Annotated in this window: 9 protein-coding genes; 5 read left to right on the top strand and 4 right to left on the bottom strand. The window is 44.5% G+C overall.

The features are described 5' to 3' along the window. Positions 1-41: 41 nt before the first annotated feature. A complete protein-coding gene (locus tag JMY05_RS10655) occupies positions 42-1754 on the bottom strand; it encodes a mechanosensitive ion channel (RefSeq protein ID WP_201615060.1) in 1713 nt (570 codons plus the stop codon). Between the two features lie 487 nt (positions 1755-2241). On the opposite strand from JMY05_RS10655, the gene JMY05_RS10650 reads away from it, so the two are divergent. Beyond that, positions 2242-2973 carry an FKBP-type peptidyl-prolyl cis-trans isomerase gene (locus tag JMY05_RS10650; protein WP_201615058.1) on the top strand — a complete coding sequence of 244 codons (732 nt, stop codon included), beginning with the start codon at positions 2242-2244 and terminating at the stop codon, positions 2971-2973. A gap of 98 nt (positions 2974-3071) precedes the next feature. On the opposite strand, the gene argA is transcribed toward JMY05_RS10650, so the two are convergent. Next, the gene (gene argA / locus JMY05_RS10645) at positions 3072-4394 is read right to left on the bottom strand and encodes an amino-acid N-acetyltransferase (RefSeq protein WP_045445754.1); all 1323 of its coding nucleotides are present in this window, start codon (positions 4392-4394) and stop codon (positions 3072-3074) included. 531 nt (positions 4395-4925) lie between these two features. Between argA and JMY05_RS10640 the strand changes: the two genes are divergently transcribed. Then, a complete protein-coding gene (locus JMY05_RS10640) occupies positions 4926-5513 on the top strand; it encodes a hypothetical protein (protein WP_201615056.1) in 588 nt (195 codons plus the stop codon). Between the two features lie 150 nt (positions 5514-5663). Here JMY05_RS10640 and JMY05_RS10635 read toward each other — a convergent pair whose 3' ends face one another. Continuing rightward, positions 5664-6623: a patatin-like phospholipase family protein gene (locus JMY05_RS10635; RefSeq protein WP_201615054.1), complete on the bottom strand. Its 960-nt coding sequence runs from the start codon at positions 6621-6623 to the stop codon at positions 5664-5666. Positions 6624-6952: 329 nt separating this feature from the next. Between JMY05_RS10635 and recG the strand changes: the two genes are divergently transcribed. Beyond that, complete coding sequence (recG, locus tag JMY05_RS10630; protein WP_045445757.1) at positions 6953-9319, top strand: ATP-dependent DNA helicase RecG; 2367 nt, start codon at positions 6953-6955, stop codon at positions 9317-9319. 127 nt (positions 9320-9446) lie between these two features. Here recG and JMY05_RS13990 read toward each other — a convergent pair whose 3' ends face one another. Beyond that, on the bottom strand, positions 9447-9575 hold the full coding sequence (locus tag JMY05_RS13990) for a hypothetical protein (RefSeq protein WP_265088293.1): 129 nt from the start codon (positions 9573-9575) through the stop codon (positions 9447-9449). Positions 9576-10167: 592 nt separating this feature from the next. On the opposite strand from JMY05_RS13990, the gene JMY05_RS10625 reads away from it, so the two are divergent. After that, positions 10168-11496: an efflux RND transporter periplasmic adaptor subunit gene (locus tag JMY05_RS10625; RefSeq protein ID WP_045445761.1), complete on the top strand. Its 1329-nt coding sequence runs from the start codon at positions 10168-10170 to the stop codon at positions 11494-11496. After that, positions 11493-14594: an efflux RND transporter permease subunit gene (locus JMY05_RS10620; RefSeq protein WP_201615052.1), complete on the top strand. Its 3102-nt coding sequence runs from the start codon at positions 11493-11495 to the stop codon at positions 14592-14594. The genes JMY05_RS10625 and JMY05_RS10620 overlap by 4 nt, the downstream gene beginning before the upstream one ends. Positions 14595-14598 lie beyond the last annotated feature (4 nt).

Here is a 14598-nt window from a genome sequence, read left to right as displayed (position 1 = left end):
TAGGCTGTCTTTTTTATTCAAAATATATCGTTAACGATGACTTATTTTAAGTCGTTATTATCAATATCAGTAAAGCCTTTATTACTTGGCGCTAGATTTGAACCAGTGTCGATATCGTCATCACTTGTTTCAACATGAGTGATATCTACATGACCCGTACTAGGGTTGTTGGTATCGACAGTGCTAGTAGGGAAGTCACTAGTCATTGTACCTGAAGCAGCAGGAGTGTTTTCGCGAACTGAGTCAGCAACTTTTTCTTGTGTACTTGAGCGAGTATGAAGAGCAGATTTCGCTTTAGCTTCTTCACGTTCTTTGTCCATTTTATCCTGCATTTTACGTAGGAAACGTGCAGCGGCTTCTTGACCACCAAGACCAAATGAAAGGGCAAAGGCTACCGCTACGGCACCTAGTGTTAGACCAAAGGCTAGGTTAACGATAGAGTCAGCAATACCCATCGCTTTTAAACCCATGGCAAGTACTAAACCCATAATTAGTACACGGACGATGTTTGCTAAGAATTGTGAGCCTTGCTCAGAACGCTCAACCACACCTGCAATGATATTGGCAAGCCAGAAGCCAATAAATAGGATAATTGCGCCCAAGATAATGTTGGCACCAAACGCAATAAACATGGCGATAATGGCTGAGATAGGCTCAAAACCTAGTAAGTCAGCGGCAGCAATTGAGGCAAATAACATCGCAAAGAAGATAATCGCATAACCAACAAGATCAGAGATTCTCTTATCGCCCATGGTTTCTTGTAAACCAACTTTCGCAGGCAATTGATTAATCTCAGTGTTTTCGATCAAACCTTTGATGATATTGGCAACCATACGTACCACATAGAAGGTCACGACTAAAATCGCAACCGCCATAAAGATGTTTGGCAGTGCTTCCATGATTTTGTTCAGCATGTTTGTCGCAGGACGAGCAATCACTTCAATTTTTAATGCGTTTAATGCAGCAATAATAGTTGGAATGATCACTACTAAAAATGCCAGTGAACCAGCGATATTAGGCAAGCTGTTTTTTTCGCTTAAGCCTGCTTTTGTAGCCAATTCTTGAACATTAAAAGTAGACACAAGGTTGGTCACAATGCCGCGCACCACTTTGGCAATGATATAACCGACGACAAAGACAACACCTGCAATGAGGATGTTAGGGATAAAGCTAAAGATTTTATCAACCATATTCGTCAATGGAGCAAATAAACCATCAAGCTCTAATTTACCCAATACCATTGTCAAAACAACCAACAAGATGAACCAATAAACCATATCGGCAATCGTGCTACTCATCGGTTTTACACCTGCCTGAGCACTTAAACGCTCATCCATTGACGTTTTCGCCAATGCCGCGTTGATAGCTGTGCGTGCAACAGTAGCCAAGACCCAACCAATAATACCCACAGCGATAGCGCCGATAAGATTAGGGATAAATGCTAGGACTTGATTGACCATATTTGCAAACGGTGTCGAGATTGAGTTCAAATTCAATTGATTCAGCGCCCCAGAAATCGCGATGATAAAGATGAACCAAAATACAATCTTAGAGATAATACCTTCTAAATCGTAGGTCTTACCCGTTGAAGAGTTCATACGTTGGTTCAGATTGACTCTAGATAATACATTACGAACCAGTGCCGCGATACCCAGTGCCACTAGCCAACCAATAATAAATATTAAAATAGCACCAATAATAGAGCCGATAGGCCCACCAAGATAACCGTTAAAAGATGTGTACATTGGATTCATCTTATCCTCCTTTAATCATCATACGAAAGCCACTCAACAATATCATCAGTACAGCTATTGTTGAGCGAAACCAATACATAGATGGTTATAATTAATAGTATTTTTAAAGTAAGTTATGCGGTGATATTATAATTTTTGAGTAGATAACCTTATCAAAAAACCTTATCAAAAAACCTTATCAAAAAACGTTGGTTTCCCTCGTGTTAATTGCCTTACTGCCAATGTTAATCATCCATGATAAAGACGTACACTCGGTTACTTATCACCTTAACTAATTCAGCTTAGCTGATGTATTAGTGGATTTAAAGATAGAAAGCTTAACGTGTTACTGTATTTGTGTGATAACTTGTTATTATGATGAGAAATATTAACATAGACTGTACATTCGCCCGATAATTTGACGGCAAACATGGTTCCTAAAACTAAGATTTGTTATTATAGGAACATGTGACATCTCGCCACTATCCTTACAATTTGAGAGTACTTTATGAAAAAAATCACTACTTTAAGCGTTGGTGTACTTGCTAGTGCTATGTTGTTGGTAACAGGCTGTAGCACAAATAACGGTAACCAAGAGACCGCTGCTAAAAGCGTTTCAATCACCGAGCAAAGCTCAGCAAATGAAAAAGTAGGTTATAGCTTAGGCTTCATGATGGCTGAAGGTAACAAAGAAGCGGTCGGTGACCTAAATCTTGATACCTTTGAAAAAGGCTTCCGTGATGGTTATGAAGGCAATAAATCAGCATTGACTCAAGAACAAATGCAGGAAGTATTGACGACTTATCAAAAAGAGCAAGAAGAAAAGTTCGTTAAAGACATGGAAACAAAAGCTGGAGAAAACAAAACCAAAGGCGCTGCATTCTTAGCAGAAAACGCTAAAAAAGAAGGCGTCAAAGAAACGGCTTCTGGCTTACAGTACAAAGTTATCACCGCAGGTACGGGTAAATCACCAAAAGCGACTGACGTGGTTGAAGTAAACTACGAAGGTAAGTTAATCGATGGCACGGTATTTGATAGCTCTTATGAGCGCGGTGAGCCAATTGAGTTCCCGTTGAACCAAGTCATCGCTGGCTGGACAGAAGGTCTACAGCTGATGAAAGAGGGCGGTAAATACGAATTTTATATCCCATCAGATATTGCTTATGGCGAAGCGGGTAACGCAGGTATCGAGCCTAACAGCACGCTTATCTTTACGGTTGAGCTATTAAAAGTAAAATAATACTTAGTACACACCCTAGTGAATAGTGTTAAAAAATAAAATCATAAAAAAGCCCTCATAATATTATGAGGGCTTTTTTATGACTAGAGATTGAGCATCTAAAGAGTTTTTTGAAAGACTTTAGAGTTACGACCATTATGGTATTTTTCTTGACGCGATGCAGGTAGCGCGCTGGCCTCGACTTCGGCAAAGCCTTGCTCGACGAACCAATGTGCCGTCCGTGTTGTCAACACAAACAACTTGTGCAGACCATGACTGCGCGCTTGTTGCTCTAAAAATGCCAGTAAGTCTGCACCGCGACTACCGCTACGATAATCGGGATGTACGGCGACACAGGCAACTTCTGCTGATTCTGTATCCAATGGATATAGCGCCGCGCAGCCCAAAATCATACCATCACGCTCGATGACACTATAATTATCAATCTCTTGCTCTAAGCGTTCGCGTGAGCGGCTGACTAATATGCCTTGCTCTTCTAGCGGTGATAATAGCTCAATCAGTCCGACCACATCGTCAATATTGGCACGACGAATCTCTTCGTAAGGGTCATGGCTGATAAGAGTACCAGAGCCATCGCGAGTGAATAACTCTTCTAATAAGGCACCGTCTTTGGCATACGAGATAATATGGGTGCGATGGACGCCTTGGCGGCAAGCCAAACTGGCGCAATTTAAGAAATAATTGATCTCGCAATTTAAATCACGATCACGTAAGAAGCGATCGACTTCATTAGGAATCATCTCTCTTAGTAAGCGATCATCGTCATTGATGCCTGCTTCTTCACCCAAGAAGATAAGCTTATCAGCACCCAGTGCCACGGCTGCACTGAGCGCCACGTCTTCAGCTAGCAAATTAAAGACTTCACCAGTTGCTGAATAACCCATTGAGCCTAAAATCACAATATGGTCGTGTAGCAGGTTGTTTTTGATGGCCTCAACATCGATAGAGCGCACTTCGCCAGTCATTTGGTAATCGATACCATCACGAATACCGTAAGGACGTGCGGTCACAAAATTGCCTGAAATGGCATCGATGCGTGAACCATACATAGGTGAATTGGCCAGTCCCATCGACAGCTGCGCTTCGAGTTGCAGGCGAATAGCGCCTACCGCTTGTAAAATAGCAGGCATCGCCACGCGCGGTGTAATTCGAATGTCTTGATGCAGTGGGGAGGTAATGTCAGCATCTTTTAAGTTCTTTTCGATTTGCGGTCGCGCTCCATGTACCAATACCAGCTTGATACCTAAGCTATGCAGTAGCGCAAAATCATGAATAAGGGTGCTGAAATTTGGATGATTGACCGCCTCACCACCAAACATAATCACGAACGTTTTGCCGCGATGGGTATTGATGTAGGGGGCAGAGTTACGGAACCAATGGACATATTCAGGGTTGATTTGGGGCATGGCGCTAGTAGTCATAATAAGGGCAATAGTAGTGAGAATAAGAAAAGGGGCGTAGCAAAAAATGCCTATCGCTAAAGAATTACCATAGCAAAAAACGCCGTTATGAGCTATCTTTTATTTCAGTAGTATCAATCAATTTTTATCACTGATGGACGATATACACAACCGCAACACGGGGTTAGTGTACGTACAAACACTTTTTGCTATGCTAAGCGCTATTGCTTTACAGGCGATGAACGAAGATAATCAATAAAAATAAAAACTTTATACGATAAGCTTACCAGCTATGACAATATAGACGCCAGCAGCATAGACGCATGCAGCGCTTGCCATTAGCTGTCACTACAATCAGCAGCGATACTAGGTCTGCCAATACTATAACAGTCGACCATTTATAATGAGTTATGTTTCTTATAGCATGTTTCTTATAAGTGGATATATTTCGTCTAAATTGTGCTGCCTGTAGACGATTCAATATATACCAGAAGTTATTCAAGTTTTACCAGCTGCGTTTTACCGACATATTAACCAGGGATAATGAAAACCATGAAAAAAAGTAACCAATTTGCTAGCCCATTTAGTGCTTGGAGCGGACATCGCTTATTCCACGTTGTGGCTGGTACGCTCATCGGTGCGATGGTAGTGACGCAAGCCTCGGCAATGCTACCGACGCCAGAACAAGCGGTTGATAGTTCGGCAGCTGTACAGACCAATGCTACTAAAAGCAGCAACTCGAGTGCACAGGCCGTCAATAGTAAAATTACCGCGTCATTGATTAGCGTTGATGCAAACGGTCAAGAGGTTTTGGCTCCGGTGAATGCTAGTACGCGCCTACAATCAGGTAATGTCTTGGAGTACCAAGGCTATTTTACCAATACCAATGCAGATCGCGTCCGTAAAATGACTGTGACGATGAGTATCCCTGAGCAGGTAGAGTTATTGCGTACAGTATCACCTGATTTTCCATACGGCAGTGCAGATGGCAATACTTTTGCCCGTATGCCATTACGTGGAAAAGTGGATAACCAACTGCAAGAAATTCCATTAAAGTATTATAAAGCGGTACGCTGGGATTTAGAGGGTGTTGGCCTTAATGACACCGTAGTGGTTAAATACCGTGCACGTGTGAAATAAGTCAGTCATTTAGTATTAAGTATTTTATCAGTGTGATTTATTTAATACCGGCTTAATATTCGTTTAATCACAAAAAGCATCACGGCTCGTTGCTGTGGTGCTTTTTTATGGGTTGTTAACAAGAAATTTTGGTACGCCGTTGCAAGGCGCTTAAAGCGTCGCGTATTTCTGGTTAGATTTTTCTTTGATTAATTGCTTGATGGCAGCCATCTGTGCGGTAGTGGCTTGCGAGCCTGCAGCTATGAGAGCACGGCGCTGGCTGGTATCTAGTGAGCTGATATGACTGACCGCAGGCGTAATCAGCACATCAGCACGATCTCGTTCACGCTGCATCGATGAGGCACGATTGGCGCTTGGCGAGGCTACGACATTACTCTCCAAAAATCCCCAAAAATTGCTTAATCCGTTGAGGTTTAATTTTTTATCAAGTGTAGAGACACCGCTAGGATTGTTAATACCAGTGTCTGTCACATCAACGGCAATAACAATATCAGCGCCCAAATCACGGGCACTATCGACAGGTACTAGGCTGACCACGCCACCGTCGATATATTTTTTACCGACCTTTTCGGGAATGCGCGGCGCAATAAAAATATTCGGTACGCTACAGGATGCTTGAACGGCAAGCCCCGCATCACCAGTGGTAAAAATGGCTTTTTTCAAAGTATGCTTCTCCGCCGCGACTGCTGCAAAGCGGATAGGGAAATCCTCTATTACTCGTCCATCGACTTTATCGTTGATAAAGTTTTTGAGTTTGATACCCTCGATGACACCTTGATTGGATAAGACAAAATCTGTCAATTCGCTATCTGTAGTGGTCAGTGCCAGTTGCTCAAGCTGTACTGGTGTGTAACCGCTCGCATATAGGCCACCAACCAAGCTGCCGACGCTAGTGCCAACGATGAGCGTGGGCTTGATACCATTTGCTTCTAGTGCTTTAATCACCCCAACATGGGCGAAGCCTTTGGCACCGCCGCCGCCCAAGACTAATGCAACATTAAGTGGCGCTATTTTTGGTGCTTCAGGTAACGGCTGCGCTGGCGCTAGAGCGCTACAAGCGCTGATAGATAATCCGAGTACGGCAATTAAGCTGATGCATAGCATTCTCATACTATGTCGCACTCTTAGACTATGAAGAGGTTGTCGGTACTGGGCAGGAGGGAACATAAAAACACCTTATAAAATGACCATAATACGGAAAATAAGACATCAGTTATTGATATGATACAAATGAGCCGTTTGACTTTCAGGCTTTTTGACGCAGTATTACTAAATAGCTGAGCATAAGCAATTGTATTGTCAGCTATAATGAAATGAGTCGGTGTTTTGATGTGTCCTGTTGATGACAGCTTTCTTATAAAAACTGTCATCATCTACGGTATATTGAAAATACTTGAATGAGTATATGAAAACTAAAAATAATATCGTTAGGATCTTTGATGTCAGTATCGGTGAACGCTTCTTTATCCAGCTCAACAGACCATATAAGGTCTGAGCTGCCACTCTCAGCGCTAGATATGCCAGTGACGGCACTGGCGGGTGTGGGATTAAAAGTCGCAGAACAGTTGGCACAATTGAATATTAAACGAATATTTGATTTATTGCTGCATCTGCCACGTGATTATGAAGATCGTAGCCGACTACTGTCTATAGCAGAGGTGGGACACGGACAGTCTGCGTTAATTACTGGGCGTGTGGTACACGTTGACACCAAGCGCAGCGGTATGACGGTCGTGGTAGATGATGATACGGGCACCATATCGCTACGGTTTTTTAAGGTTTATCGTGGTCTTGCACAAACCATGAGCTTAGGGGCGCAGCTGCAATTATTTGGCGAAGTAAAGGTGAGTCGTTATGGTAAGCAAATCCACCATCCTGAATATCAAGTTATCAGTAGTAATGAGACGGTAGTAAATACCGGTTTGCAGCCTATTTATCCAAGTGTTAAAGGTTTGCATCAAAATAAGCTGCGTACCTTAATTAAGCTGGCATTACAGACGGTTCGCAGTGAAGGCTTGCCGATGACGCTGTTTACTCCTACAGACTTTGCAGCCGTGGCTGACTTGCCATTAGCACCTTTTGAACCGACGAAGACAGTAGTAACAGAGGCAGAGTATCCAGAAGATATATTCTCGACACTGGCGCGTAGTGTGCCAGATAATACGACTGGTCATAGCGTTAGTAGTGTCAATAAAGCCAATGTCTATGATGCCAATAATAATACAAACAGTGATATCCATACAGTCGCTAATAGAACAGTTAATAACAACGTCTATAATCTGACGATATTTGAGGCCTTAGTATTACTGCATACACCGCCGACTTATACCGACGCAGGACGACAATATCAGCTACTCACCCAGTTAAGTGCCCGTACTCATGCAGCATGTCAGCGTTTAATTATTGAAGAATTAACCGCCCATCAGCTCAGCTTGTTATATCGTCGTCAGCAACTGCATCAGCATAAAGCACCCAAATGTGCCACTCAAAGTCCATTGGCTGATAAGTTGTTTGCCGCATTGCCATTTGATTTAACGGGTGCACAGCAACGAGTCATGAAAGATATTACGGCTGATATGGCAACGTCCATCCCAATGCTGCGGTTGGTGCAAGGTGATGTTGGCGCGGGCAAGACTCTGATCGCAGCGGGTGCGGCGGGTTATGCGCTTGATAGTGGCTGGCAAGTGGCGGTAATGGCACCCACAGAAATTTTAGCAGAGCAGCATTTGTTTAACTTTAAGCAATGGTTTGAGCCGTTAGGTATCGGTGTCGGCTGGCTTGCTGGGAAACAAACGGCAAAGCAGCGCCGCGAAGCGTTGGAAGCAGTCGCAGAAAACGCGGTGCAAGTGGTCGTCGGGACTCATGCATTATTTCAAGAGCAGGTGCAGTTTGCCAAATTGGGCTTAGTTATTATCGATGAACAGCATCGCTTTGGTGTTGAGCAGCGTATGGCACTAACCAATAAAGGGGTGGCCAATAGCACGCCGCATCAGCTGATTATGACCGCTACCCCGATTCCGCGCACGCTCGCAATGAGCGTTTACGGTGATATGGATACCTCGATTATCGATGAATTGCCACCGGGGCGTACGCCAATTACTACGGTGACCATTGACCGTAATCGACGCGATGAGGTGATCGAACGTATTGCGGTTAATTGTGAAGCGGGTAGACAAGCGTACTGGGTTTGCTCGTTGGTCGAAGCGTCTAGTGTGCTGGATGCGCAAGCTGCTGAAGCCACTTATGAGGACTTAAATGAGCGCTTGAATATTCGCATTGGTCTTGTCCATGGCAAGATGAAATCCGTTGACAAACAAGCCATCATGCAAGAATTTAAAGCTGGCAATTTGGACTTGTTGATTGCCACAACGGTCATTGAAGTCGGGGTCGATGTCCCTAATGCGTCGTTAATGGTTATCGAAAATGCCGAAAGATTAGGTCTATCGCAATTACATCAGCTGCGCGGGCGAGTCGGGCGTGGCTCAACCAAAAGCTATTGCGTACTGTTATACCAAAAGCCATTATCAGAGACAGGTACAGAGCGCTTAAAGGTCCTGCGTGATAGCACTGATGGTTTTGTCATTGCCCAAAAAGATTTGGAATTGCGTGGTCCCGGTGAGTTATTAGGCAAACGTCAAACGGGTAACGTCGGTTATTATTTGGCTGATCTGATACGTGACGAGCAGCTGTTTGCCATTGCTCAGCGTTTAGCCAAACATTTAATTGCAGATCCTACGCGCAAGGCAGATGTCAGCCAACTGATTCACCGCTGGATGCCTGAGGCAAGTCGTTATACCAATGCCTAAGGCGTGTCCTCAATTCAATCGATTATCCTCTAAATGGGCTAAAATGGCTAAATTAATAGCAAAAAAGAGGACAGCCAACGCTATCCTCTTCTGTTTTTTGATGTAGAGTCATCATTTCGAAACAAAGCTATTTGGCTTTTTTCGACTTCTTCAATGACTTCTTAAGATCTTTGAGATCTTTCTTTTTCTGCTTAATTTTTGCTTTGGTATCTTTAATTTCTTGCTTAAGCTTTTTTACGTCTGATTTATTAGCCATGATGAATTCCTTTATTAGTAGAGTTATCTTAATAATGACAAATTACCCCATAAATACAAGTCTAAACTGTAGGGCGTATGTATCATTAGTTTTTACGAGTGATGGTTCCAACTATAATGGTCGCATCTTAATGCATTCAATATGACAGCATATTTGGTCATTTTTTCATTGGATGAATAAGTTTTAAGAAAGGGATTTTGTGCGAAGAAGACTTATGCAATGAGCTAGGAATACGCTGTCTTTTGTCTTTACTTATCGTTCACCTGATAATCTTTGCTACTAATATCTTTATTAAGTTCAATGTCTTACTATGTCTTGATTGTTATGTCTTGATTGTTATGTCTTGATTGTTATGTCTTGATTGTTATGTCTTGATTGTTATGTCTTGATTGTTATGTCTTGATTGTTATGTCTTGATTGTTATGTCTTGATTACTATCAACAATTGACTATGTAGATACTTAACACAATTGACCCAATGACGAGATAGTCTACAATGATAAAAGACTATTTTGATAAGCTCTGCCTGCATCATTTTGTTTCCCTTATACTTTTTACGGCGTTAGTACCGTGCTTATTTATAGAGACCGACTATGAGTGATTTTGAACACCCTAATAATAAGCAAGCACCGACTAGCGAGCAAGAAACCAACATTGAGCCACCTCAACCATCTGAGCTACCACCGTATCGCCAGTCTGATACTTTTTCTAAAAAAACCGCTTCAAAATTACCGTTATGGTTGTTACCCGTATTGGCAGCCGTGCTTATCATTGGTGTGCTACTTGGAAAGTATTGGGGCGGGAGTGATGAAGCCGCGACGGATGAATCGCCAGTTTCTAGTGGTACTTCAAGTGATGGTGCCACTGCAAGCGCTACGAGTACTGAGCAGGCGGTATTATCAGTAGAAACGGTCAGCCCAAGCCAAGATGATATTGGTAACACACTCAGTGCTGATGGCACCATTGATGCCAAAGATACGGCGAATGTCAGTGCTAAAGTCAATGGCGTGGCTATCGAGCGTATATTGGTCGAAGAAGGTGATCGCGTCAAAGCGGGTCAAGTATTGGCGATATTTGACACCGATGCTATGGAGCAGCAAGTCTTGCAAGCAGAGGCAGATGTTGCCGAAGCAGAAGCGACGCTTGCCAATGCCAGCGCTGATGCTGCTCGTGTATTGCCACTGCTTGATATTGATGCCATTAGTAGACAAGAAGCCGATCGCTATCGCACTGCAAAACTTCAAGCACAGGCTGCGCTACAAGCCTCCAAAGCGCGTCTGAGCACTCAGCGCTTGAGTGTAGATAATGCAACAGTGGTCGCACCAGTCAGCGGTGTCATCAGCGAGAAAATGGCGGAGGTCGGTATGGTTGCTGGTGGCGAGCCATTATTTACTATCATTAAAGGTGGTATTTTGGAATGGCGTGCAGATATTGATCCCAAGCTTGTTGGTGAAGTCAGTGTCGGGACTCCAGTACGGGTGAGCTTACCAGATGGTGATACGGTAATGGGGAAAGTGAGCCGCATAGCACCAACGGCGGATAACAATCGGCAGATTACTATCTATGCGAGCTTGGCGGCCAATGCAAAAGTACGCGCGGGTATGTATCAAACGGGTGAGTTCCTATTGGGCAGTACCAGTGCGCAAACGGTGCCCAATAGCGCTATCGTCAGCAACGATGGCTATGATTATGTGATGCTAGTAACCAAGATTAAGAGCCAAGACGGTCAAAACATGGGCCGTATCAAGCAACAACGAGTGACATTGGGCGAGCGACTTGGCGAAAATGTGGCAGTGCTAGAGCCATTGCCTAGTGACAGTCAAATTGTCAAACAAGGCGGCAGCTTTTTAAATGATGGAGATTTGGTGCGTATCGTTGATGGTGTTAGCCAAACGAGTACAGCAGCGCAGGCACAACCATGAGTTTAAATGTTTCTGCTTACTCGATAAAAAATCCTTTAGTTGCCATTTTGCTATTTATACTACTGACGTTAGGCGGTATTTATGGCTTTATGAAAATGAAGGTACAGCAGTTTCCTGATATTGACTTACCTGCAGTCGTGGTCACGGTGACTTTACCGGGTGCCGCGCCATCACAGCTCGAAAACGACATCGCAAAAAAGATAGAAAACAAGCTTACCAGTATTGAGGGCATCAAGCATATTCGCACCACGTTACAAACGGGTGCTGCCACCATGGTCACAGAGTTTGTGTTAGAAAAGGATATTCAAGAAGCGGTCGATGATGTGCGCTCGGCAGTAGGCGAGGTACGCGGCGATTTGCCTGCCGCTGCCAATGACCCTATTATTACTAAAGTTTCAACCGCAGGATTCCCCGTTGTCACTTATTCTGTGGCTTCTGAAAACATGAATGTGGAAGACTTGTCTTGGTTCGTCGATGATACGGTCACCAAGCGTCTTTCTGATATACCGGGTGTCAGTACGGTTAGCCGTATTGGTGGTTTGCAGCGTGAGATTACCGTCGCAGCTGACCCGATTACCTTGAGTGGTCTTAAGCTCTCTATCACACAACTATCCAATCAAATCACGGGTATTCAGCAGGACAGCTCTGGTGGTGAAGCAGAAGTGGGCAAAACCACCCAGACGATTCGTGTCCTTGGTGCGGTGGAGCGGGCAAGTGAGCTCAATGATTTACAAGTGGCAATCCCAGCAGGCGGCACGCAAGCACTTGGACGTATGGCACAAATCACAGATGGCGCGGCTGACCCGAGCTCTATTGCTAAGCTTGACGGGCAAACGGTGGTGGCATTTAACATCACCCGCTCGCGTGGTGCCAGTGAAGTTGAGGTCATGGAGCTGGTTGATGCAGAGCTTGCCAAGCTGTCAGCCGATGTAGGTAATATCACTATTGAAAAGGTCTATGATCGGGCAACGCCCATCGCTGAAGATTATCAAGCTTCTTTACGGATGCTGATCGAAGGTGGTCTGTTAGCAGTCGTCGTCGTATTCTTATTTTTGCGCAACATTCGGGCGACTATAGTTGCTGCTGTCGCCTTGCCATTATCAGTGATTCCTACCTTTTTAGGTATGTACTTATTTGGCTTTAGCCTCAATATTATATCTTTGTTGGCGTTGTCGTTAGTGATTGGTGTGTTGGTTGATGATGCGATCGTCGAGGTCGAAAACATCATACGGCATTTACGCATGGGCAAGACACCGTATGAAGCAGCGATGGAAGCGGCTGACGAGATTGGCTTGGCGGTAGTTGCGACCACCTTTACTTTGATTGCCGTGTTTTTACCCACCGCCTTTATGGGTGGTATCGTTGGACAGTTTTTCCGTCAGTTTGGCTGGACAGCTGCATTATCGATTTTTGCGTCTTTGATGGTCGCGCGCCTTATCACACCGATGATGGCAGCGTATATATTGCGACCAGAGAAAAAACACGTTGAGAAACAAAGCGCGCTGATGGGTTGGTATCTCAAAATAGTGGCATGGACACTGCATCATCGCTGGCTGACGATGGGTGCAACTTTAGTGTTATTCGTGGCGTCACTGATGCTTGTCAAATTGCTACCAACGTCGTTTATTCCTGATAATGACATTGACCAAACTCGTGTGGCGATTGAGTTGACACCTGACGTTGCACTGGAAGACACAGAGCGCGTTGCTGCGTTGGCAAGTGAGCGTATTTTAGCAATGCCTGAAGTCACCAATATTTTTACCTCAGTCGGTGAGGCTCAGGCTAGCATGGACTCAAACTCTAGTGGTGGCAAGGCCGAAAATATAGCAGGTCTAGATATCGTGCTAGCACCGCGTGCAGAGCGTGGTTCTAAGCAAGAGATTGAACGTCAAATAAGTAGTTTGTTGGCAGAAGTGCCAGGTGCGCGCTTTACCGTTGGTTTGTCGAGTGGTGGAGAGAGTGGTTACAACTTCTCTATGACCAGTACCAATCCGCAATTGCTTGAACAAACCGCTCAGCAAATCATGTCAGAGATTCGAGGGCTGCCCAGTGCTGGCTCTGTGACCAGTGACCGCAGTTTGCCGCGTCAAGAGTTAACGGTGACGCCAGACAGACTGGCGATGGCGGATAAAGGGGTGACCACGCAAGACATCGCTACGACGTTACGAGTGGCGACGGTGGGTGACTATGAGCAGCGTTTATCCAAGCTCAATTTGGATACGCGGCAGATTCCTATCGTCATTCGTCTACCAGATGTTGCCAAACAAAATGTCAGTCAATTAGAAGGTCTATATGTACCGAGCTCGTTACCAGCAGAACAGGGCGTACGTGTGGGTGAAGTCGCGTCATTAGACTTTGGCACTGGGCCTGCGCAGATTAGCAGGCTCGATCGAGAACGCTCCATCAGTATCACGGTGCAACCTGCGAGTGGCGAGCTTGGAGACTTGGTACAAGCGGTTAAATCAGTACCCGCCATGCAACAACTACCGCCTTCCATTACCATTATTGACCAAGGTCAAGCAGAAAACATGGCTGAGCTATTCAGCGGTTTTGTGATTGCGATGTCGGTCGGTGTGGTTTGTATTTTAGGCGTACTTATTCTATTGTTTGGGCGTATATTGCAGCCTTTCACCATTTTGATGGCATTGCCTTTATCGATAGGCGGCGCTTTTGTGGGCTTGGTTATTACCAATAGCAGTCTTTCTATGCCATCGATGATCGGCTTTATTATGCTAATGGGTATTGCCACCAAAAACTCTATCTTATTAGTCGATTATGCACTGATTGCACAGCGACGAGGTTTGGCGCGTTTTGAGGCTATTATCGATGCTTGCCGCAAGCGGGCGCGTCCTATTATTATGACAACCATTGCGATGGGGGCGGGGATGTTGCCCTTAGTCTTCGGTTGGGGTGATGCTGATCCAACCTTCCGTCGTCCGATGGCCGCTGCGGTATTGGGTGGTCTGGTGACTTCGACGTTATTAAGCCTTGTGGTGATTCCCGTGGTTTATACTTTGATGGATGATTTGTCAGGATGGTTTGCTAAATGGCTTGTACCTAGTGGCAAAGAGCAGACAACAACAGATAGTAAAGTATGATTTA

The sequence above is a fragment of the Psychrobacter sp. JCM 18902 genome, from assembly GCF_904846615.1.
GTDB lineage: Bacteria > Pseudomonadota > Gammaproteobacteria > Pseudomonadales > Moraxellaceae > Psychrobacter.
This window is presented reverse-complemented; position numbering and strand designations above follow the sequence as displayed.